Origin of the sequence: Oribacterium sp. HCP28S3_H8 (genome assembly GCF_052064775.1) — a bacterium.
In the GTDB taxonomy this organism is placed as follows: Bacteria; Bacillota; Clostridia; order Lachnospirales; family Lachnospiraceae; genus Oribacterium.
On record NZ_JBQHUZ010000004.1, the window covers coordinates 207,953 to 229,091 of the forward strand.

The 21,139-nt window shown below is 49.8% G+C and carries 17 protein-coding genes; 14 read left to right on the plus strand and 3 right to left on the minus strand.

Annotation, left to right across the window (positions count from 1 at the left end):
• Window positions 1–80 precede the first annotated feature (80 nt).
• The 9 genes from ACTNEN_RS06670 to ACTNEN_RS06710 all read left to right on the plus strand — a co-directional run bounded on the left by ACTNEN_RS06670 (window position 81) and on the right by ACTNEN_RS06710 (window position 11,322).
• Window positions 81–1,178, plus strand: a complete 1,098-nt coding sequence (locus ACTNEN_RS06670) for a hypothetical protein (RefSeq protein WP_441205287.1) — start codon at window positions 81–83, stop codon at window positions 1,176–1,178.
• 122 nt (window positions 1,179–1,300) lie between these two features.
• Window positions 1,301–1,777, plus strand: coding sequence for a tripartite tricarboxylate transporter TctB family protein (locus tag ACTNEN_RS06675; RefSeq protein WP_441205289.1), 477 nt, complete (start codon window positions 1,301–1,303; stop codon window positions 1,775–1,777).
• Between the two features lie 11 nt (window positions 1,778–1,788).
• Window positions 1,789–3,351 (plus strand): tripartite tricarboxylate transporter permease, encoded by a 1,563-nt coding sequence (locus tag ACTNEN_RS06680; RefSeq protein WP_441205290.1) that lies wholly within the window; start codon window positions 1,789–1,791, stop codon window positions 3,349–3,351.
• Window positions 3,352–3,469: 118 nt separating this feature from the next.
• Window positions 3,470–4,810, plus strand: a complete 1,341-nt coding sequence (locus ACTNEN_RS06685; protein ID WP_441205291.1) for a fucose isomerase — start codon at window positions 3,470–3,472, stop codon at window positions 4,808–4,810.
• 239 nt (window positions 4,811–5,049) lie between these two features.
• The gene (locus ACTNEN_RS06690; RefSeq protein WP_441205292.1) at window positions 5,050–6,270 is read left to right on the plus strand and encodes an ROK family protein; all 1,221 of its coding nucleotides are present in this window, start codon (window positions 5,050–5,052) and stop codon (window positions 6,268–6,270) included.
• Window positions 6,271–6,467: 197 nt separating this feature from the next.
• Window positions 6,468–8,039, plus strand: coding sequence for a glycerol kinase GlpK (glpK, locus tag ACTNEN_RS06695; RefSeq protein ID WP_441205294.1), 1,572 nt, complete (start codon window positions 6,468–6,470; stop codon window positions 8,037–8,039).
• A 6-nt stretch (window positions 8,040–8,045) separates the two neighbouring features.
• The gene (locus tag ACTNEN_RS06700; protein ID WP_441205296.1) at window positions 8,046–9,488 is read left to right on the plus strand and encodes an NAD(P)/FAD-dependent oxidoreductase; all 1,443 of its coding nucleotides are present in this window, start codon (window positions 8,046–8,048) and stop codon (window positions 9,486–9,488) included.
• Window positions 9,489–9,521: 33 nt separating this feature from the next.
• A complete protein-coding gene (locus ACTNEN_RS06705; RefSeq protein ID WP_441205297.1) occupies window positions 9,522–10,790 on the plus strand; it encodes an NAD(P)/FAD-dependent oxidoreductase in 1,269 nt (422 codons plus the stop codon).
• A gap of 166 nt (window positions 10,791–10,956) precedes the next feature.
• Entirely contained in the window at window positions 10,957–11,322 is a 366-nt protein-coding gene (locus tag ACTNEN_RS06710; protein ID WP_441205298.1) for a DUF1667 domain-containing protein, read from the plus strand.
• Between the two features lie 175 nt (window positions 11,323–11,497).
• On the opposite strand, the gene ACTNEN_RS06715 is transcribed toward ACTNEN_RS06710, so the two are convergent.
• The gene (locus ACTNEN_RS06715) at window positions 11,498–12,283 is read right to left on the minus strand and encodes an SDR family NAD(P)-dependent oxidoreductase (protein ID WP_441205300.1); all 786 of its coding nucleotides are present in this window, start codon (window positions 12,281–12,283) and stop codon (window positions 11,498–11,500) included.
• Window positions 12,284–12,505: 222 nt separating this feature from the next.
• Complete coding sequence (locus ACTNEN_RS06720; RefSeq protein ID WP_441205302.1) at window positions 12,506–13,267, minus strand: hypothetical protein; 762 nt, start codon at window positions 13,265–13,267, stop codon at window positions 12,506–12,508.
• A gap of 469 nt (window positions 13,268–13,736) precedes the next feature.
• Here ACTNEN_RS06720 and ACTNEN_RS06725 point away from each other — a divergent pair, with 469 nt between their 5' ends.
• Window positions 13,737–14,216 carry an S-ribosylhomocysteine lyase gene (locus ACTNEN_RS06725; RefSeq protein ID WP_441205303.1) on the plus strand — a complete coding sequence of 160 codons (480 nt, stop codon included), beginning with the start codon at window positions 13,737–13,739 and terminating at the stop codon, window positions 14,214–14,216.
• A gap of 190 nt (window positions 14,217–14,406) precedes the next feature.
• Here ACTNEN_RS06725 and asnB read toward each other — a convergent pair whose 3' ends face one another.
• A complete protein-coding gene (gene asnB / locus ACTNEN_RS06730; protein ID WP_441205304.1) occupies window positions 14,407–16,083 on the minus strand; it encodes an asparagine synthase (glutamine-hydrolyzing) in 1,677 nt (558 codons plus the stop codon).
• 284 nt (window positions 16,084–16,367) lie between these two features.
• Between asnB and ACTNEN_RS06735 the strand changes: the two genes are divergently transcribed.
• The 4 genes from ACTNEN_RS06735 (at window position 16,368) to ACTNEN_RS06750 (ending at window position 21,071) form a co-directional block, all read left to right on the plus strand.
• A complete protein-coding gene (locus tag ACTNEN_RS06735) occupies window positions 16,368–17,627 on the plus strand; it encodes a M20 metallopeptidase family protein (protein WP_441205305.1) in 1,260 nt (419 codons plus the stop codon).
• Window positions 17,628–17,824: 197 nt separating this feature from the next.
• Window positions 17,825–19,015, plus strand: a complete 1,191-nt coding sequence (locus ACTNEN_RS06740) for an LL-diaminopimelate aminotransferase (protein WP_441205307.1) — start codon at window positions 17,825–17,827, stop codon at window positions 19,013–19,015.
• Between the two features lie 96 nt (window positions 19,016–19,111).
• Entirely contained in the window at window positions 19,112–20,380 is a 1,269-nt protein-coding gene (locus ACTNEN_RS06745) for a glutamine synthetase family protein (protein WP_441205309.1), read from the plus strand.
• Window positions 20,381–20,414: 34 nt separating this feature from the next.
• On the plus strand, window positions 20,415–21,071 hold the full coding sequence (locus ACTNEN_RS06750) for an ANTAR domain-containing response regulator (protein ID WP_441205311.1): 657 nt from the start codon (window positions 20,415–20,417) through the stop codon (window positions 21,069–21,071).
• Window positions 21,072–21,139: the final 68 nt, after the last annotated feature.

The following is a 21,139-nucleotide window of genomic DNA, read 5'->3' on the forward strand; positions in this document are numbered from 1 at the left end:
AGACAAAAGCTTTATAACATCGAGATTTTAGGAGCCTGGAGTGCTCCATAAAAATACACTTCATTTAGGAGGAAAATTTTATGAAAAAACGAGTATTAGCTGGAATGATGGCTGCAGTGATGGCACTGGGTCTTGCAGGCTGCGGATCATCGGGTTCTGCTGCAGGCACAACTGCGGCAGCCGGAGGACAGACGACAACTACAGCTGCCGGTGCTGAGACAGGCAAGGCAGCAAAGTCCGGCAGTGCCGAAACAGTTAAGATCATCTGCCCGTATGGTGTCGGTGGAACAGCAGATATCATCGCAAGAAAGTTTGCGGAAGTCGCAAGCAAGGTGCATCCGGAATATAACTTCATTGTGGAGCAGCAGACCGGCGGTGATGGATTTGCTGCGGCAACCGCATTCACAAAGGAAGACCCGGACACCACAGATCTGCTTGTTTATGGCTACGGAGTTGCATATCGTCATGATCTTGGCAAGCAGTTTAATACGGAGGTTGTTGATTTTGACAGAAATGAGATCATGCCGGTTGCAACCATCGATGACCGGACCTGGATCCTTTATACGACACCGGATCAGACACTGGAAGGTCTGATTGAAAAATCCAAGAGCAGCGGACTCAAGATGTCCGGAGGTAACCCTCTCTCGGATCCGCATCTTGCATTAGGCTCACTGCTTGCGCTGGAGGGCGGCAAGGTTACGGTTGTACCGTATGATGGTGGTGCAGCACAGAAAAAGGGTCTTACGGATGGCGAGGTAGATTGCTTCGTTGGTACCACACAGGTGGCAAAAGAGGACGTAGAAGCAGGGACACTGGTTCCGGTGCTTGCATTCTCGGAAGATACGTTTGAGGGCTTTACCGGTCCTAATGGCGCGATTTCTGTACCGTCCTTAGCAGGTGATGGCAAGGATAAGGCTCTGGATGCTTCCAAGGATTTCACAAGCTCCATCTTACCGGCAGGCGGTTCTATAGCTGTACGTAAGGGTGCTCCACAGGAGTGGCAGGATACGGTGACACAGGTTGCAAAGGACGTATGGGCAACAGATGAGTACAAGGACTTCATCGCAAGCATCCTGTTAAATGATACGGAGATCTATGGTGAGGATGATGTAAAGCACTATGATGATGCCTGCAAAAAGGCAGTGGAAGCATTTAAGCTGCTCAGCAATCAGAAGTAAGTGATGATAAGGCAGATGATTTTTCAATGAATGCTCATGAGTGAAACGAAAGCGTCGGAAATGCCTTTTATGGACTTTTCGGCGCTTCTGTTAAAAAGCGGCGCAAAAGAAAGGGTTATAAAATGAAAAAGGTCATTAAAATAAAAACCAATCTGCTGGCAGGTATTGTCATGGGTGTGTTTTCAATCCTCATGATGTTTGCGATCCCGTCGCAGGTACGACTTCCGATGTGGGACTCCGGAGCACCCAGTCCCCGGATTATCCCGGGCATCTGCCTGGTCGGTATGCTGATTTGTTCTCTGGTTCTGCTGTTTCAGAGCCTTGTGTTAAAAAAAGAGCATGTCTATGAGTTTGTTTGGGAAAACGAAAGACCGGAGCTGATTCTGATCCTTGCAATGATTCTTTTTGTGATCGGTATCCATTTCCTTGGATTTATCCCATCCGGGATTCTGGTGTTCTGCTGGATGCAATGGTTTGAGGGAGAGCGCAAGCCGGCAATCTATATTTATACGATTGCAATGGTCATCATCGTCTTTTTCCTCTTTAAGAATGTTTTTCATATCAGTCTCCCAGCGGGGCTGCTTGAGTTCATCATGTAAGGAGGGCGCATATGGGATACTTTGCTAATGTTGGCGCAGCCTTTGCGGCTGTTTTTACGCCAGTCAATCTACTGTTTATCTTTGGCGGCATGGTCATGGGCATGATCATCGGATGCATCCCGGGACTTTCTGTTACACTGGGTATCATCCTGTTCCTGCCGTTGACCTATGGCATCAAGGATGCTTCCACCGCAATCATTGCATTGCTTGCCGTTTATGTCGGAGGCATGTATGGTGGCTCAATCAGTGCCATTACACTCAATACTCCGGGTACCAATTCCGCGATTGCTACCACCTTTGATGGTTATCCGCTCGCTAAAAAAGGACGGGTACTGCAGGCACTGGATACCTCGCTTTTTGCTTCCTCGTTTGGCGGCATTGTCGGTGCATTGCTTCTCTTGTTCCTTGCGGCTCCGATTGCGGTACTGGTTGCAAAATTTACTTCTGTTGAATATTTCTCCATGGCAATCCTCGGCATCTCGCTTCTGGCAGGTGTTTCCGGTAATTCCCTTCCGAAGGGCATTATGTCCGGTTTGTTCGGCATCCTGCTTGCAAGTGTCGGCGTCGATTCCGTAACCGGTGTTGCCAGATTTACCTTTGGAATCTCGATCCTTCAGTTTGGTATCGATATGCTGCCAGCCATGATCGCGCTGGTTGCCTTAAAGCAGGTGGTTGGAAAGCTTGCAGAATATAAGGTTAAGGGCGGCGATATGGGTGATGCCACAGCGATCGACAAGCGTGGTCTCTCTATTAAGGAAGCAGTATCGATTTTACCAACTACGCTGCTCAGCACGATGATCGCATCCTTTATCGGCGCGATGCCAGGTGTTGGCGGTGGTGTTGCACAGTTCCTCTGCTACAATCAGGCAAAGCAGTTCAGTAAGCATCCGGAGAAGTTTGGTAAGGGATCACTCGAAGGTATTGCAGCGGCAGAGTCCTCCAATAACGCGGTTGTTGGTTCTGCGATGATTCCGCTTATGACCATGGGTATCCCGGGAGATGGCGTTACAGCACTTTTGCTTGGAGCCTTTATCCTGCACGGTATGCAGCCTGGTCCTAACATGTTTACAAAGCAGGCACTGCAGGCATATACGATTATCGTCGGCTGCCTGGTAGCAAATCTTTTCCTCTGGCCGCTTGGTAAGGTCCTGACCCGTCTTGTAGCTAAGGTTGTTCAGGTCCGGTATACCTATCTTGCTCCAGCAATTATTCTGTTCTGCTTTGCCGGAGCCTTTGCCGGAACCGGAAACTTTAAGGAAATCATATTCTGCGCGGCTTTACTTGTATTCAGCTATCTCCTGAAGCTGATGGAAATTGATGCGATCCCGATGCTTTTAGGACTGATCCTTGCAGATATTATGGAATCCAATTTTGTTACCGCGATGATGTCCTATAACCGGGATTATCTGATTTTCTTTAAGCGCCCGATTTCCCTGATCATCCTGATTATCACAGTCCTTCTTGTGGGCTCTATGATCCGGATCAATAAAAAGGTAGATGCGCTCAATGCACAGCAGGAAGAGGAAATCTCTAAAATGCATGAGGAAATCGATGCATCCGCAGCCAATGTATAACTGTATAAAATATAAATCTTATCTTAACCGCAGTAAGCGTACGATAGGATGCGATCGCTTAGGCAGATTAGATTAAGATATCTATTTGCAAATGTAATGTAGAAATGTGAGGCTAGATATGAGTTTTAAAGTTGCATATGTACCGATTGGAGTAGGGACGTTTCATCTGGAGAGCGCCCAGCAGGAGTTTGAGAAATCCATAGCGCTGTTAAAAAGCATTACACCGGACGTGGTTGTACCGGAGAAGATGCTTCTGTCACTGGATCTTCTGGATGCGTATCTTGATTCTTTGACGCCGGATCTCATCATCTTGCAGAACATCACCTTTGCCAACGCAGCTTATGCAAGCGAGGTGTTACGGAGATTTGATACGCCGATCCTGCTCTGGACTTTAAGAGAGCCGGTGATCGATGGAGGTCGTTTACGTTTGAATTCGCTTACCGGAGCTTTTTCCGCAGCCAATTCCATCCGTTATTTCCGTAAGGGTAAGAAATTTGAGTACATCTTTGGCGCTCCGGAGGAAAAGGAAGTAGAGGATAAGATCCGGGCAACGGTGGATGCTGCGAGAGTAAAGTATGAGTTAAAGCAGCTTAAGATCGTTTCCATCGGTCATACACCGCAGGGCTTCGGCTTCGGACGGGCGCTGGATCAGGACATGATGTCAGTCTTTGGTGCAAGCCTTGACTCTATTGAGTCCAGAGAGCTGATCAATAAGGCTAAGGGCTTTACCGATGCTGAGTGTGAGTCGTATCTTACGGATGCGGAACAGCAGCTCGTAGGACTCGACAAGATGCCGGAAAAAAATATCAAGGACTTTGCAAGGCTCTATAAGGCATACAAGGATTATGTTACGGAAAACCATATCGGAGCTATTTCCTCCCGCTGCTGGCCGGACTTTTTTACCGAGTTCGGGACCCCGGTCTGCACTGTACTTTCACTTCTTAATGCACTTGGCGTGAATGCAAGCTGCGAGAGTGATACATATGGAGCATTGTCCATGTACATCGGATCTAAGCTTACCGGCAAGTCCTGTTTCTTTGGTGATCCGGTATCGCTGGATGAAAAGGAAAACAGCATTACCTTCTGGCATTGCGGCATGGCGGCATGCAATCTTGCAAGACAGGATACCGGTGCTGTAGTAGGAGTGCATCCAAACCGTAAGATCGGACCGACCATGGAATTTGGATGTGAGAAGGCAGACCATGCGACCATTTTCCGTGTCGGCAGAGATGAATACGGCAAGTTCCGCTTCTTTATTGCACGGGGCTCAGTGATGGATAAGCCAAGGCAGTTCCTGGGCACATCCATTGTTGTAAAGACAGAAAATCCTTCCAGAAGGATCATCGAGCAGGCAGTAGAGGACGGCTGGGAGCCACATTATGTTGTGGCATATGGAGACTGCGCAAAGCAGCTGGAAATCCTTGGACATATGCTGAATATTGATGTATACCTATTTTAAGCTGATAAATTTATCTATATATAGTTGATGAATTTACCCTTATTTATAAGTGCGCATCCGTCATGCAGCATGAGGAAACGAAGCAGGCAGGGTTAAGCCTGCACTAATGCAATGGTTTGTCGGGTAAGTAGATCATAACAGTATAGTCATAGGTAGGATATGCTCTGTCGAATCAATGCGGATGAAATAGGATGCGATTCGACAGAGTATTTTTATGTTAGTAAGTTTAGGGATGTACGATGAATTACACGGGCTATAATCTACCAAACGTCAAAATTGCCAACCGGAGCAGTATACTGCAGATTCTGACAGAAAAGGGTCCCATGGCGCGTAAGGATATTGCAAGAGAACTTGGACTCACAGCAGCGGCTGTAACACAGATCTGCAGTGAAATGATGAATCTCGGGATTCTAAAGGAAATCGGCGAGCTCTCCGAGGAAAAGCGTGCCGGTCGTAAAAAGATCCTGATTGGAATCGACTATACGTTTGCCTATGTTCTGGGAATCAGTATTGAAATCAGTATTACGACCATATCACTTGCGGATTTAAAGGGGCAGTGTATACGTAAGCAGCAGATTGCTACCGATGCAGATATTGCACCGGAGAAGTTTCTGATCGAGTGTCTACAGATCGGTAAGGAGATGATCAGAGAATTAAAGCTTACAAGAGACCGTATCCTTGGACTGGGTGTATCTGTACCCGGTATTGTATCGAGAGAGGATGGCGTAAGCATCCATGCATACCGGATCTGGGATACCCCGGTAGAAATCCGCAGAATCCTGGAACTGGAAACGAGCCTTCCGATCCTTGTGGAAAATAATGTCAAAGCTTATGCGGAAGCAGAGCTTACCTTTGGAGCAGGTCGGGAACAGGAAAATCTGATTTTTCTTAAGTGGGGTCCCGGCGTCGGCTCAGCGATCGTCATCAATAATAAAATCTATCACAACCGGCATAATGCCAGCTCTGAGTTTGGACATGTTGTGATCCGCCGTCATGGCGGGAAGCTGTGCCGCTGTGGCAGGTACGGCTGTCTGGAAACCGAGGTATCCACACATGCAATAAGAGATGCAGTCCGCAGCCGATTGAGTGCAGAAACCATGCCGCTGCTTTGGAAATATCTTGATGGAGACAGCTCCCGTCTGCATACCGGTAACATCCGGGAGTGGGCGGAGATTCCGGACCCCGGAATGCAGGAGGTTTTTAGAGAGATCCTTGTCAAGCTGTGTGATGCTCTTTCGGATGCGGCTACCATCCTGACTCCGGATCATATCATCTATTATGGCGATATTTTTCAGCTCTCATATTTTGCCGAGAACTTTGAGACAGTGTATCGCCACTCCGCCGGCGTAGGATATGAGGAGGGCATATTGGTAGAGTCTCAGCTTAAAGATAAGATCAGCTATATCGGAGCGACCGCTATTGTTTGTAATGAGAAGCTTCTTAGGAAAAACGACGGATGAGTGCTTCGGATGCTATTTCAAGGCAAAAAGAGGGGAGCAATTCATCCGAACCGGGTGGATCACAGTCTAAAGGATGATGTTACCCTACGCAAATTTAACAAACAGATAACATGTATTTAGCGATAACAGAAGATATCGCGATTACAATATGCAGAAGACGTATCAATAAAAGACATATGTCACAAGAGGAATACGAAATGGACGATAAAAAGAAATATATTATTGCCATGGATCAGGGCACGACAAGCTCGAGGTGCATCCTGTTTGACCGGAAGGGCAATATTGTGAGCGAGGCGCACCGTGAGTTTGCACAGATTTACCCTAAGCCCGGGTGGGTTGAGCATAATCCGATGGAAATCTGGTCCTCACAGCTCGGTGTGACCATGTATGCGATGGGAGCCATCGGCGCGCATTTTGATGAAATCGCGGCGATCGGTATCACCAACCAGCGGGAAACCACCATCATCTGGGATCGAAAGACCGGGCAGCCAATCTATAATGCCGTTGTCTGGCAGTGCAGAAGAACTGCAGATATGATCGAGGAAATGAAACGGCAGGGCTGGTCTGAGAAGATCAAGGCAAAAACAGGACTGCTGCCGGACGCGTATTTCTCAGCATCCAAGATCGCATGGATCCTCGATCATGTGGACTGCGCAAGGGAGCGGGCAAAACGCGGCGAGCTTGCATTCGGCACGGTAGATACCTGGCTCATCTGGAACCTTACCGGAGGCAAGGTGCATGTAACGGACTATACCAATGCCAGCCGGACGATGCTGTATGACATCCATAAGCTCTGCTGGGATCAGGAAATCCTCGACTATTTTGATATCCCCCGCTCGATGCTGCCGGAGGTGAAGCCGTCGAGCTGCATTTATGGAGAGACGGATCCGTCCGTGATCGGCGCGGTGATCCCGATTGCAGGGGATGCGGGAGATCAGCAGGCGTCATTATTTGGACAGTGCTGCTTCCGCCCGGGCGATGTTAAAAACACCTATGGAACCGGATGCTTTATGCTGATGAATACCGGTGTGGATCCGATTGTTTCGGAGAATGGTCTCCTTACCACAATTGCCGCATCCACTGGAAATCGTGTGGAGTACGCGTTGGAGGGCTCGGTTTTTATCGCCGGCGCCGCGATCCAGTGGCTGAGAGATGAGATGCGCATGCTTCGTTCCTCTCCGCAGTCGGAGGAATATTGTACTGCCGTAAAGGACACCAACGGCGTTTATGTGGTGCCTGCATTCACGGGCATCGGCGCGCCGTACTGGAGCCAGTTTGCGCGGGGCACCATCGTGGGACTTACGAGAGGCGCGCAGAAGGAGCATTTTGTGCGGGCAGTGGTGGAGTCGCTTGCGTATCAGGCAAACGATCTGCTGGAAGCAATGGAAAAGGAATCGGGGCTTAAGCTCCAGTCCCTCAAGGTAGACGGCGGAGCCTGCGCCAACAACTTTCTGATGCAGTTCCAGTCGGATATCTCGCATATTGCAATTGAACGGCCGTCCTGTATTGAAACGACAGCGCTGGGAGCGGCATATCTTGCGGGACTTGCGGTCGGATTCTGGAAGGACAAAAACGAGATCTGTGAAAATGGCATCTGCGAGCGTATGTTCCAGCCGGAGATCAGCAAGGATCGGCGCGAGACGTTAAAAAGAGGCTGGAAGCGTGCAGTAAAGACAGCACTCTACTGGGCAGAGCTGGAGGAGCAGGATCAGCAGGCTGCAGGTGCCGGAAGCTCCGAAGCGGAGCAGCGTAAGGATACAGAGGGGTAAAGAAGCATGGGTGAAAATACATATGATGTTGTAATAATCGGTGCCGGAGTCACAGGCGCTGCAGTGGCGAGGGAGCTTTCCAGACTAAAGCTTCACGCGCTGGTGCTCGAAAGAGCGGAGGATGTTTGTTCCGGAACCTCCAAGGCCAATTCTGCAATTGTACATGCGGGGTATGATGCAATGCCTGGAACCATGAAGGCAAAGATGAATGTCCGCGGCGCCGAGCTGATCCGCGAGCTCTCCCATACACTGGATTTTCCGTATCGGCAGAACGGTTCGATGATCCTCTGTTTCAGGGAGGAGGACAAGCCGAAGCTCACCGCTCTCTATGAGAGAGGCCTTGCCAATGGTGTAAAGGAAATGCGCATTATTTCCGGAGAAGAGGCAAGAGAGCTGGAGCCCGCACTCTCCAAGGAAGTTGTGGCGGCACTGCTGGTTCCGACCGGCGGCATTGTCTGCCCGTTTAATCTGACCATCGCGCTTGCGGAAAATGCGGCAGATAACGGAGTAGAGTTCCGGTTTCTGACAGAGGTCACGGACATTCAAAAGGACAAGGATGCGTACCTTTTACGTGTGCAGACTTCCGGGAGAGCTTCCGAGATCCGCACGAGATATGTGGTAAATGCTTCCGGTGTCTATGCAGACAAGTTCCACAACATGGTTTCAGAGCATAAGATCCATATCACAGCCCGCAAGGGGGAATATGTCCTGATGGATAAGGAAGCTGGAACGCTGGTTTCCCATACGATTTTCCAACTGCCCAATGAGCTTGGCAAAGGCGTGCTGGTTACACCGACGGTACATGGAAATCTCCTTGTAGGACCGGATGCGGTAGACCTTCCGGATAAGGAAGATACGGAAACGACCCTTCCCGGAATGGATGATATTAAGAAACGCGCGCTTCAGTCTGTGCCAGACATCCCTTACCGGCAGATGATTACCGGCTTTGCAGGACTTCGGGCACATGAGGACGGAGATGACTTTATCCTGGGAGAGCCGGAGGATGCTGAGGGCTTTTTTGATGCCGCCGGCATTGAGTCACCGGGACTCTCCTCTGCACCTGCCATCGGTGAATATCTTGCAGGACTGATTCAGAAGAAGGGCGGCTTCCAGCCTAAGGAGCAGTTCATTTCGGAGCGGAAAGGCTTTATCGAGGTGGCAAAGCTTCCGATGGAGGAGAGGAACGCTCTGATCCGTAAAAATCCAAAGTACGGAACGATTGTCTGCCGCTGCGAGCAGATTTCAGAGGGGGAGATCCTGGATGCGATTCACCGTACCCTGGGTGCAACCTCACTGGACGGTATCAAGCGCAGAGTACGGCAGGGAATGGGACGCTGCCAGGCAGGCTTCTGCACACCACGAACGATGGAAATCCTCTCGAGAGAGCTGGGGATCCCGATGGAGAAGGTCTGCAAAAATCAGCCGGGTTCCGAGATGATCAAAGGATAAGCGCAGGCTGCAGGAAAGTTGAGGATAAATTTCATGACACATAAAGATATTGTTATTGTGGGAGGCGGCCCTGCAGGACTTGCGGCTGCCATTGCGGCAAGAGAGCAGGGGGTTCAGGACATCCTGATCCTTGAGCGGGACGCACGGCTCGGAGGCATACTCAACCAGTGCATCCATAACGGCTTCGGGCTCCATACCTTTAAGGAGGAACTGACGGGACCGGAGTATGCAGAGCGTTTTGAAAAGCAGGTCTATGATGCGGGAATCCCGTATAAGCTTAATACGATTGTTGTGAATATTACCAAAGACCGGGAGCTCACATACATCAATGAGGAGGAAGGCGCGGTTACGATCCAGGCTGGTGCTATCATCCTTGCGATGGGATGCAGAGAGCGTCCACGTGGAGCGCTGGGATTGCCGGGATTCCGTCCGGCTGGCGTGTATACTGCCGGTACTGCCCAGCGACTCATGAACATCGAGGGCTACATGGTCGGAAAAGAGGTCGTGATCCTCGGTTCCGGAGACATTGGACTGATTATGGCGCGCCGCATGACTCTGGAAGGTGCCAAGGTCAAGGTGGTTGCGGAGCTTATGCCGTACTCCGGTGGACTCAAGCGGAACATCGTGCAGTGCCTCGATGATTATGGCATTCCCCTGAAGCTGAGTCACACAGTCACAAAGATCCATGGCAAGGAGAGAGTGACAGGCATTACGATTTCCGAAGTAGGACCGGATCGTCGTCCGATCCCGGGGACAGAGGAGTACTACTCCTGTGATACCCTGCTTTTGTCCTGCGGACTGATTCCGGAGACAGAGCTTATGAAAACCGCCGGCATTACCTTAAATCCCGTGACTTCCGGTCCGGACGTAGAGGATTCGCTTGTGACCTCTGTGCCGGGTGTGTTTGCCTGCGGAAATGTCCTGCATGTGCATGATCTTGTGGACTTTGTGTCCGAGGAGGCAGCGCGTGCCGGTAAAAATGCAGCAGCATTTCTCGGAAATCCGGAGGCACGGAGTCATTCGACAAAGACAATGCTGAAGGGTATCAACGGAGTCCGCTATACCGTGCCGGAGATGCTGGATATTGAAAATATGGACCCGGAGGTTGTAGTCCGTTTCCGTGTTGGAGATGTGTATCGTAACAAGAGCATCTCGGTGTATTATGATGACCGGAAGATCCGTACGATCCGGAAGCGTGTCATGGCGCCGGGTGAGATGGAGCAGGTGATGCTGACCCGGGACAGCTTCCAGGGGATTGGTCCGGTGAAGGAAATCCGGATCGCCGTAGAGGATCCGGCATAGAAGCGCACACAAGGCGGATATGAGCATGCCAGACGGCTTCCGGTCGCTGCGTGAAGCCTGAAAAGGAGCATCGCCACCGGGTGACCGCAATGAGAGGTAAGAGGCAACTCACGGTCTAAAGCCGATGGGCTGTAGCTACCCGGCCGTAAATGGAAAAGAGGAAGATATGGTAAGAGAATTAACATGCATTCAGTGCCCGATGGGCTGTCAGCTGACAGTCACGGAAACACCGGATGGAAAAATTGATGTAAAAGGAAACACCTGTCCGAGAGGCGCGCAGTACGGCGCCAAGGAAGTCACCAATTCGACAAGAATCGTCACTTCTACGGTTCCTGTTGCGAATGGAGAAATCGCGCGTGTGTCCGTGAAAACGAAGGAGGATATCCCCAAGGGCAAGATCTTTGACATCATGAAGGAGATCCATGAGGTCAAGGTTTCCGCACCTATAAAAACCGGAGATGTGATTATTGCGGATGCGGCAGGAACCGGGGTACCGGTTGTTGCAACCAAGGATGTCGCTAAAGCCGTGTAAATGATAAAGCGGCGTAAATCGTAAATTTGAGTGGGGATGGTTTACTCTATATCAAAATAAGCTCCCTGTGAGATTGATCGATGCCGGAAAATCCGATTTCGATTGATTTCGCAGGGAGCTTTATTGATATTTATGCGCGAATTGTTTACGCTGTGGCTGCTGCCATTTGGAAGCGTTATACTGCGGTGTATCCGCCATCAACGCTCAGGATCTGACCGGTTACATAGCTGGATTCCTCTGCGCCAAGGAAGACAGCCGCGGAATTCAGCTCGCCCTCATGACCGTATCTCTGCATCGGAACGGAGTTTTTGGCAAATGCGCGGAAATACTCTGTGTTGAGTGTTTCGGTTGTAAGCTCGGTGTAGAAGTAGCCGGGGCAGATTGCATTCACTGTAATTCCCTTTGTAGCAAGCTCTGCAGCTGCGGCTCTTGTGAAGTTGACAACAGCGCCCTTGGATGCGTGGTAAGCGATTGTCGGGATTGCGGTATTTCCAACGAGACCATAGATGGAAGCGACATTAATGATACGACCATAGCTCTGCTTCCCGGAAGCGATTTTTTCTTCCATATATTTTGCGGCCTTTTTGTTCATCGTGAGGATAGAAGTAAGATCCAGATTCATGGTGAAATCCCAGTCCTCTTTCTTAAACTCCGGGAGAGTGGTACCGGTGCCTCTTTCGCCGCCGGCTGCGTTAAACAGAACCTCCATATGTCCGAAGGTGCTGTCAATCCTGGCAAATGCGGCATCAATGGATGCTTCATCTGTTACATCACAGCCCACAGGAAGTACCTGTACGCCATATTTTTCGGATAATTCTTTGGCGCTTTCCTCGAGTCTCTGCACACGTCTCGCAAGCAGAACGAGATCAGCGCCTACAGATGCGAATCCTTCTGCCACCTGTTTTCCAAGACCAGAAGAAGCTCCGGTCACTGCTACAACTATTCCTTTGTAATTAAACATCTAGTAAACTTCTTTCACTGCATTAATAATTTTATTATAACCTGTAGATAACCAATTGCAAATAAGAATCATTCTGCACTTAATCAATAATTTTTCTACAAAAAAATAATACCGCAGGGCAGTAAAAAAGGCTGTCGCCGAAGCAACAATTTTTATTGCCGGTGACAGCCCTGACAGTAGCTTTACAGCATATTCAGATGCTTTTTATTTGCCTGAAATATTTTACTGATCTTCTTTAACAGTTGCGGTTGCGGTTTCCGGCTGTTTCTCTATAGAGGTTTCAGTGTCGGAAAGAGGATTGGTGGCGCTGTCCTCTGAAGCATCATCTTTAGCGGCAGCATTGTTTTGACTGTCACTGGTCGCAGTGGATACAGATACCGTAGCTGCATTGTCAGCGGATGCCTCAGCAGTGGCAGTTGCATTCGCCGAAGATTTAGTGTCGTCAGAAACGGATGGAGCTGCAGGTGCTTCCTCTTTGGTGTCTGCAGTAGTGCCTTTGGCGGTATCTACAGTGGAAACGGTGTTATCAGATGCCGGCGCTTCTACTTTTTTGTCATCATGGTAGAACTCCACCTCAATATCATCATCATCGAGCAGATCTTCATCTACGGTATCATCGTCTGCATCGGATTCGGGATTTGGAGTGCCCAGCTTATCATTGAGGGCGTCCTTTACGGTTTTGTATGCATCTTTTCCGGCATCAAGGGTAAGATTTTTGGCATCGACCGCAAGATTTTTAGCAGCGGTTCCGAGATCCTTGGCAGCAGCCTTGAGATCCTCCCGGCTCTGTGAGTGGCGTAAGGTGGTATAAGAACGCTTGGCAGAGTCCTTCATCTCATTGGCAGAGTCAACGACATCCGTGAAATCCTGATCTACTGCCTCAGAGAATTTCTGATATTTATAAAGATAGGAAACGACTGCGGCGACTCCTCCGGCTACCGCAGCTAATCCAAGTAAGCCTGCAAATCCCTTTTTTTTTGACATAGTACAGCCCTCCGTTTCTGGTATGCATTTTATTCATGCGCATCCATGACTTGTCATTCTTCATCCATAGCTTCATTATGATTCTAAATGCCGATGGATTTCTAATTCTTTAAAGTCATGATAGCACGTTTGAAAATCAATGTAAAACGAACTTTCTGTGAATCCTGAAAGCATAAATCGGGGGATAGTAACTGCCGGATCAGTGTAGAACTCGAAAATGTCATATGAGAGATGTAGAACTAGAGAGATGTCACTAGAGCGATGTCATATGAGAGATCTTAAAAATTGAGAGATGTAATGAGAGAATGGGAAGGATCAGGGGAGTTATGTGACAGAAGTGCAATAAATATGTTACACTAATGCCACCGATGGATGCCGTAGGATAAATGCATTGGCAGACATCCGATGGAAAAATCATCTGAATAAAATCAGCTGGATAAAATCATCAGAAGAAAGACGAGGAATACATATGAATAAAATTACAAGCTTTACAATTAATCACCTGCTGCTGGAGCCGGGAGTATATGTTTCGCGGAAGGATCAGGTTGGAGCGGAGACCATTACGACCTTTGATCTCCGGATTACGGCGCCAAATGACGAGCCGGTTATGGACACGGCACCGGTGCATGCGATTGAGCATCTTGGCGCAACCTTCCTTCGCAATGATCCGCTTTGGAAGGACCGGGTACTTTACTTTGGACCGATGGGCTGTCGTACAGGCTTTTACCTTCTGATGGCAGGGGATCTTGAGTCACGGGATATTGTCGGGCTCGTTACCTCGTGCTTTGAGTTCATCAGAGATTTTGAAGGGGAGATCCCCGGGGCATCTGCAAGAGACTGTGGAAACTACCTTGATATGAATCTCAATATGGCACACTGGTGGGCAAGACGTTATCTGGAGCAGACGCTGTATAAGATTGACGAGAAGCACCTGGTGTATCCGGAGTAAAGTGAAGAGCATGGGAGGATCGCTTCTCATGGATTTCTATTCCGATCCGGGCGGATAGACAACCTTACGGATGTGTCTCGCCGGGCATAGAGAACTGTCAGGAAACCTTGTAAAAAAGGACGGGCCCGGCATTTCTGCCGGGCCCTTAGGGAGTATAGGTTAAAACGGTTAGAGACCGTTAACCATCAGATTATTTCCCGGAGTCTCCGTAGTTGGAGAGTACCCGGGCGGAAGGATCGTTGACACTGCATCCTTTCCAGTTTTTATTAGGCATCCAGAAATCCACCACCATCTGCGACTGACCAGGATAGTACTTCTCAAAGGTTTCCCGATAGAAAAGGGACTCCTTGGTAAACGGCTGCGCGTGGGTGTATTTCTTGCGACGTTCCTCAAATTCCTCATCCGTATACCGGGATGAAGCATACGCCTCGAGATCATCCTTTAAGGAGTGACCGACAGCATCGGAAAATGCGGCTTTTTCCCGCATCAGGATATCATAAGGTAAAATCTTGTCCTCCTCAAATGCATGACGAAGCAGATATTTACCCTTGTTATAATGATTCATTTTCTTTTCCGGATCGATGCCCATGACATACTTTACAAATTCCAGGTCACCGAAGGGAACTCTTGCTTCCAGGCTGTTGACACTGATGCAGCGATCCGCACGAAGCACATCATACATATGAAGCTCGCGGATCCGCTTCTCCGCCTCACGCTGGAACTCCTCTGAATTCGGCGCAAAATCCGTATATTTGTAACCAAAAAGCTCATCCGAAATCTCACCGGTCAACAGCACCCGGATGTCTGACTGCTCATGAATTGCCTTGCAGACAAGATACATACCGATGGACGCCCGTATGGTCGTAATATCGTAGGTGCCGAGGATGCGAATGACATCGTCCACGGCATTCACCACATCATTTCTGGAAATGATAACCTCATGATGGTTTGCGTGAATGAAATCCGCAACCTCCCGCGCATACTTTAAGTCTATCGCATCAATATCCATACCGATGGCATAGGTCTCAATCGGCTTATCCAGGAGTGATGCGGAAATTGCGCAGACGAGAGAGGAGTCCAGACCGCCGGACAGCAGGAAACCGACCGGGGTATCTGAGTCGAGACGCTTGCGAACGCCGGAAATCAGAAGATCATGGATATTGCGGGAAATTTCCTCCATCGAGTCATGGTGATATACCTGACGCTTGCTCATATCACGGTAACAGACAAAACGTCCATCCTTATAGTAATGTCCCGGAGGGAACGGATAGATCTTGTCGCAGATGCCGATCAGGTTCTTGGGCTCGGAGGCAAATACAAGGTAGCTGCCATCCGGGCGCACCATCGGGGTGTAGGTGGTATCCGGATCCGGCACCACACCATCCTCGGGAAGCGGGGCGGCAGAAGCATGTGCACTGGAAGCGTGCGCATAGCCATAGTACAGCGGGCGAATGCCGATCGGATCGCGTGCTGCAATATAGCTGTCGGTGTTTTTATCGTAGATAATGAGAGCATACTCCGCATCGAGAATATCAAACATCGCGGTGCCAAGCTCCTTCCAGAGTGGCAGAAGGATCTCACAGTCGGATTCGCTCTTAAAGGTATAGCCGGCGTCCATCAGCTTCTTGCGGATCGGACGGAAATCATAGATCTCGCCATTACATACCACATAGCTGCCATCGCGTTCAAAGGGCTGCATGCCTGAAGCGGTGAGTCCCATGATGGCAAGGCGGTTAAATCCGAGATATCCGCTTCCGGTATCCACGATCCGGGTATCGTCCGGACCTCTCGATTTGGTAATCGCAAGTGCTTTAGATACAACTTCATATTCTGCGCGGCTGTCGCAGAAACCAATAATAGAACACATAAGATACTCCCCTTCCTATGCTCGTTAAGAACAAAAAAAGGCGGCAAAGATGTGAGTAAACTCACGACATCTTTGCCGCTTTTATGTTGCACATTATCACGCAGAGTTTTTGGCTTGTCAAGAACTTTTAAAAAATTCCAGGAGGATCAGGCAGCGATCAGATAGTGACAAGTCTCATGCTGTCTGTTACTATAAGCAGAAAGAACTGGCAGCTGATATAGTAATTCATAACTGCAATAGAATAGTAATTTTAAGAAGTAACAGCATTAACATCGGGAGGATTTATGCAGATCATCGAATCAGCCAAGGCTATTGAGCCGCATCTTGTGGAACTTCGGCGGGAGTTTCACCGGCATCCGGAGCTTTCAGAGCAGGAGAAGGAAACCTCGGAGCGGGTCCTCCGGGAGCTGGAGGCCATCGGAGGCTACCATATAAGAAGTCATGTCGGAGGCTATGGGATCCTTGCGGAGATCACCGGCACAGCTCCAGTTCCACCTAAAGCGCCGGTTCTCGCCGGAAACCCGGTATCCGATGCAGATGCCACTGCGCCGCAAGTCGTTGCGCTCCGGGCGGATATGGATGCACTGTCGATCCGGGAGGACACGGGACTGCCCTGCAGCTCTGAGCAGGATGGTGTCATGCATGCCTGCGGTCACGATCATCATATTACCATCCTTCTTGGAGCGGCGAGACTCCTGCGTAAATATCAGCAGAACTTCCATGGCACGGTGCGGTTGATTTTTCAGCCCGCAGAGGAGCTGTCCCCGACGGGAGGTTCCAGACGCATGATCGAGGAAGGCGCACTGGACGGTGTCAAAGCCGTATTCGGACTGCATGTCTGGACGAACCTCCCGGCAGGAGTGGTAGGCTGCAAGGCCGGTCCACAGATGGCAGCGTCCGACCGCTTTTCCGTGGACTTTGAAGGAGAGAGCTCTCACGGAGCCATGCCGGACCAGGGAAATGACGCACTTGTTGCGGGGGCACAGTTTGTCACCGCGGTGCAGTCTATCATCGCAAGAAACAAAAATCCGATGAAAGCTGGCGTGGTGACCATCGGCGTATTCCAGTCCGGAAGCCGCTACAACATCGTGCCGGGCAGCTGCCATTTGGAGGGTACCGTCCGTACCTTTGATCCGGAGGTCCGCACCATGATCGAGAAACGGCTTAACACCTTATTTGAGGGAATCCGGGATGGCTTTTCCATGAAAGGCGAGTTCCAATATCACAAGGGCTACACCTCAGTCCGCAATGACCCCAAAATGGCAGACTTTGCGCTGGAAACCGCAGGAGAGCTATTTGGGGATGCTTATGCTGTCCGCCTCGAGGAGCCTGCCATGACAGCTGAGGACTTTGCCTTTTATTTGGAAAAGGTACCAGGTGCCTTTGTATGGCTTGGCACAACACCGGAGGGAGATCCTGTCTGGCCGCTTCACAGCGCGCACTATGCCGGAAACGAGGATGTCCTCTGGAGAGGTGCGGCGCTTCTCGCAAGTCTTGCCATGAAGCAGCTGAAGGCAGACGAAACGGTAGGAGAAGAGGAGTAGGAAAAATTCACAGTACCAAGTCGGACTGCGTCAGGTTATACCAGCTATGGTCGGATATGTATAACAGTTATGACGAGAAATGATTTGACAAATGATACAGAGCGTTTATAATGCTTGCATAAGGACAAAGGCGTCCGGCAAAGACCGGAGTACTTTGTCCTTTTTTTATCTGGTATTTCATATTTAGGGAGTATAAAATGTCAGCACAAATCAATAAAAATTTTCTGAACATAAGCCAAAGCTACCTTTTTGCCGAAATTGCCAAAAGGATCCGCGACTGGCAGGCAGCCAATCCGGAGCATGCGTCGAAGCTGATCCGTATGGGAATCGGCGATGTGACAAGACCGCTTCCGGAAACGGTTGTGGAGGCACTGGTCAAGGCATCCCGCGAGATGGGAGTGGCGGAAACCTTCCACGGTTACGGACCCGAGCAGGGCTATGACTTCCTCAAGACGGCGATTCAGAATTACTATACAAGATTTCATGTAGCACTTGAGCAGGATGAGATTTTTATCTCGGATGGCGCCAAGAGTGATATCGGAAATATCCTCGATCTTTTCAGCGTGGACAACACCGTGATGGTAACGGATCCGGTCTATCCGGTTTATGTGGATACCAATGTTATGGCGGGACGCAAGATCATCTACGCGTATTCCAGTGAGGAAAACGGATTTCTGCCGATGCCGGCGCCGGAGTACAAGGCGGATCTCATTTACCTCTGCTCGCCCAACAACCCGACCGGCGCGGTGTATAACCGGGAGCAGCTTACCGCCTGGGTGAACTTCGCGCGAGACAACGGATCGATTATCCTCTTTGATGCCGCATACGAATGCTTCGTAACGGGAGATCTGCCGCATTCCATTTATGAGATTCCGGGTGCCAAGGAGGTTGCGATTGAGTTCTGCAGCTTTTCCAAAAAGGCAGGCTTTACCGGGACAAGATGCGGATATACGGTTGTACCGTATGCACTGAAGCGGGATGGAGCCGATCTCAACCATATGTGGCTGAGACGTCAGACGACAAAGTTTAATGGTGTAAGTTATATTGTGCAGAGGGCTGCGGAAGCGGTTTTTACGCCGGAAGGCGAGAAGCAGATCAATGAAAACATTCAGTATTATAAGGATAATGCCAAGATCATTACGGATACCCTTGACCGGATGCAGATCTTTTATACCGGCGGCAAGAACTCCCCGTATATCTGGATGAAGTGTCCGGGCGGCATGAAATCCTGGGACTTTTTCAATGATCTTTTGGAAAAAGCATATGTCGTAGGTACTCCGGGTGCAGGTTTCGGCAAGAGCGGAGAGCAGTTTTTCCGGCTGACGGCGTTTTCCACGCATGAAAACACGGAGGAGGCGATGCGCCGATTTGAACGAATTTACGGATAAAATGCAGGACTTCCGGCATGAGGCAACTGAGCAATCCGTGGCTTAACAGCAGGTTGTATGGCGGTTTCAGTAAAAAGTCAGAAAGTGGGTTTACAGATGGCAACAGAAGAACATACAATACTGGTAAATAAAGGGTTTACGGAGGATTTCATGAATTCCTATGAGGATATCCTCAATTTTGTTGAGGAGGAGAATATAAAGTTTATCCGGCTTGCGTTTTTTGATGTTTTTGGCAAGCAGAAAAACATTGCGATTATGCCGGATGAGCTGAAGCGGGCGTTTACCGAGGGGATTACCTTTGACGCTTCCTCGATTGACGGCTTTGGCTCGGAGGTTCGTTCGGATCTCTTTTTGAGACCGGATCCCACGACGATGTCAATTGTGCCATGGCGTCCGCTGGATGGCAGAGTTGCCAAGATGTTCTGCGATATTGAGTATCCGGATGGCAGGATCTATGAGAAGGATCCGAGGTACATTCTGAAGCAGGCAGTTCGCAAGGCGGCAGAGTTCGGCATCCGGGTCAACTTCGGCGCGGAGGTTGAGTTTTACATCTTCAAGCGGGATGAGAATGGAGACAAGACCAGAATTCCGCAGGATGATGCAAGCTATATGGACATCGCACCGGCAGACCATGGAGAAAATATTCGCAGAGACATCAGTTTTGCGCTTGTGGATATGGGGATCCGACCGGAGGCATCCCATCACGAAATGGGACCCGGACAGAATGAAGTGGATTTCCGCTACAGCGATGCACTTACGGCAGCGGACAATACGGCAACCTTTAAATGGGTAGTGAAAAGCATTGCCAATTCTGATGGCGTCTGGGCGGATTTTTCACCGAAGCCGCTTGCGGATCAGCCGGGGAACGGGATGCACATTAATTTTTCCGTAGAGAGCCAGGACGGACTGGATCATAGTCCTGCATTTATGGCAGGCATCTTGGATCATATCCGGGAGATTACCTTATTTTTAAATCCGATCCGGGAGTCCTATGAGAGGCTTGGAGAAATGAAGGCACCGGCGTATGTGAGCTGGTCGGAGCAGAATCGTTCGCAGCTGATCCGGATTCCGGCGACCCGTTCCGGCATTAAGAGGATGGAGCTTCGCTCACCGGATCCGATGTGCAATCCGTATCTTGCCTATGCACTGCTGATTTATGCAGGCTTAGACGGTATCGAACGGAAGCTTCAGCCGATGCAGCCACTGGACATCAATCTGTTCCAGGCATCACCGGAGGTCATAGATACGCTGAAGCGTCTGCCGCAGAGCTTTGCGGAGGCGGTACAGCTTGCGGAATCCAGTGAGTTTGTGAAGCGGGTTCTGCCGGAGGACTATTTGAGATCCTACGCGGAGCAGGCATTGTAGGTAAGATTTTGGCAGGTCTACGTAAGAGGACCGGATGACAGTCTACGGACAGCAGGGCAGAATTACATCAGGGGGATTTTCAATGGAGAGGTCAGAGGCTAAAACGAGTGTTCTTGTGGCTGCGCAGACGGAAAAAACCGCCGTGCAGATCCGGAACATCCTGCCTGCCGGATTTGGCAGGGTAAGCTTCACGGATTCCCTGACGGCTGCCCGCCAGAAGCTTGCTGAGGAGCCGATGGATATGCTGATCGTGTTTCTGCCATTAAAGGACTGTACCGGGCTTGATGCTGTTGTTGATCTCCAGATGAAATATCCGATGATGGGTATTTTACTTCTGGTCCGGAGCGAGGGCTATGAACAGACGGTTTACCGGGTACAGGATGCGGGCATCATGGTGCTGGAGCGTCCGATCAGTACAATGACCTTCCAGCAGACCTTAAATATCATGAACACGATGCGAAAGCGTGTCGCGGCGCTCAGCCGTGAAAACGACAAGCTCCGTAAAAAGCTTGATGATGAGCGGTATATCTCGAGAGCCAAGGGTCTCCTGATTGAGAAGGGGCTGATGACCGAGCAGGAAGCGCACCGCTATCTAGAGAAGCAGGCGATGGACAATGCCATTTCCAAAAAGGAGATCGCGCTCCGGGTGATCCGGGACAGCGGCAGAATCGTCACTTCGGTAAAGAGCTGATGCGTAAGATATAGAGATAAAGTAAATTTAAAAAAGTTTGATTGGGGACAATGGAGTCCGTGAGACAG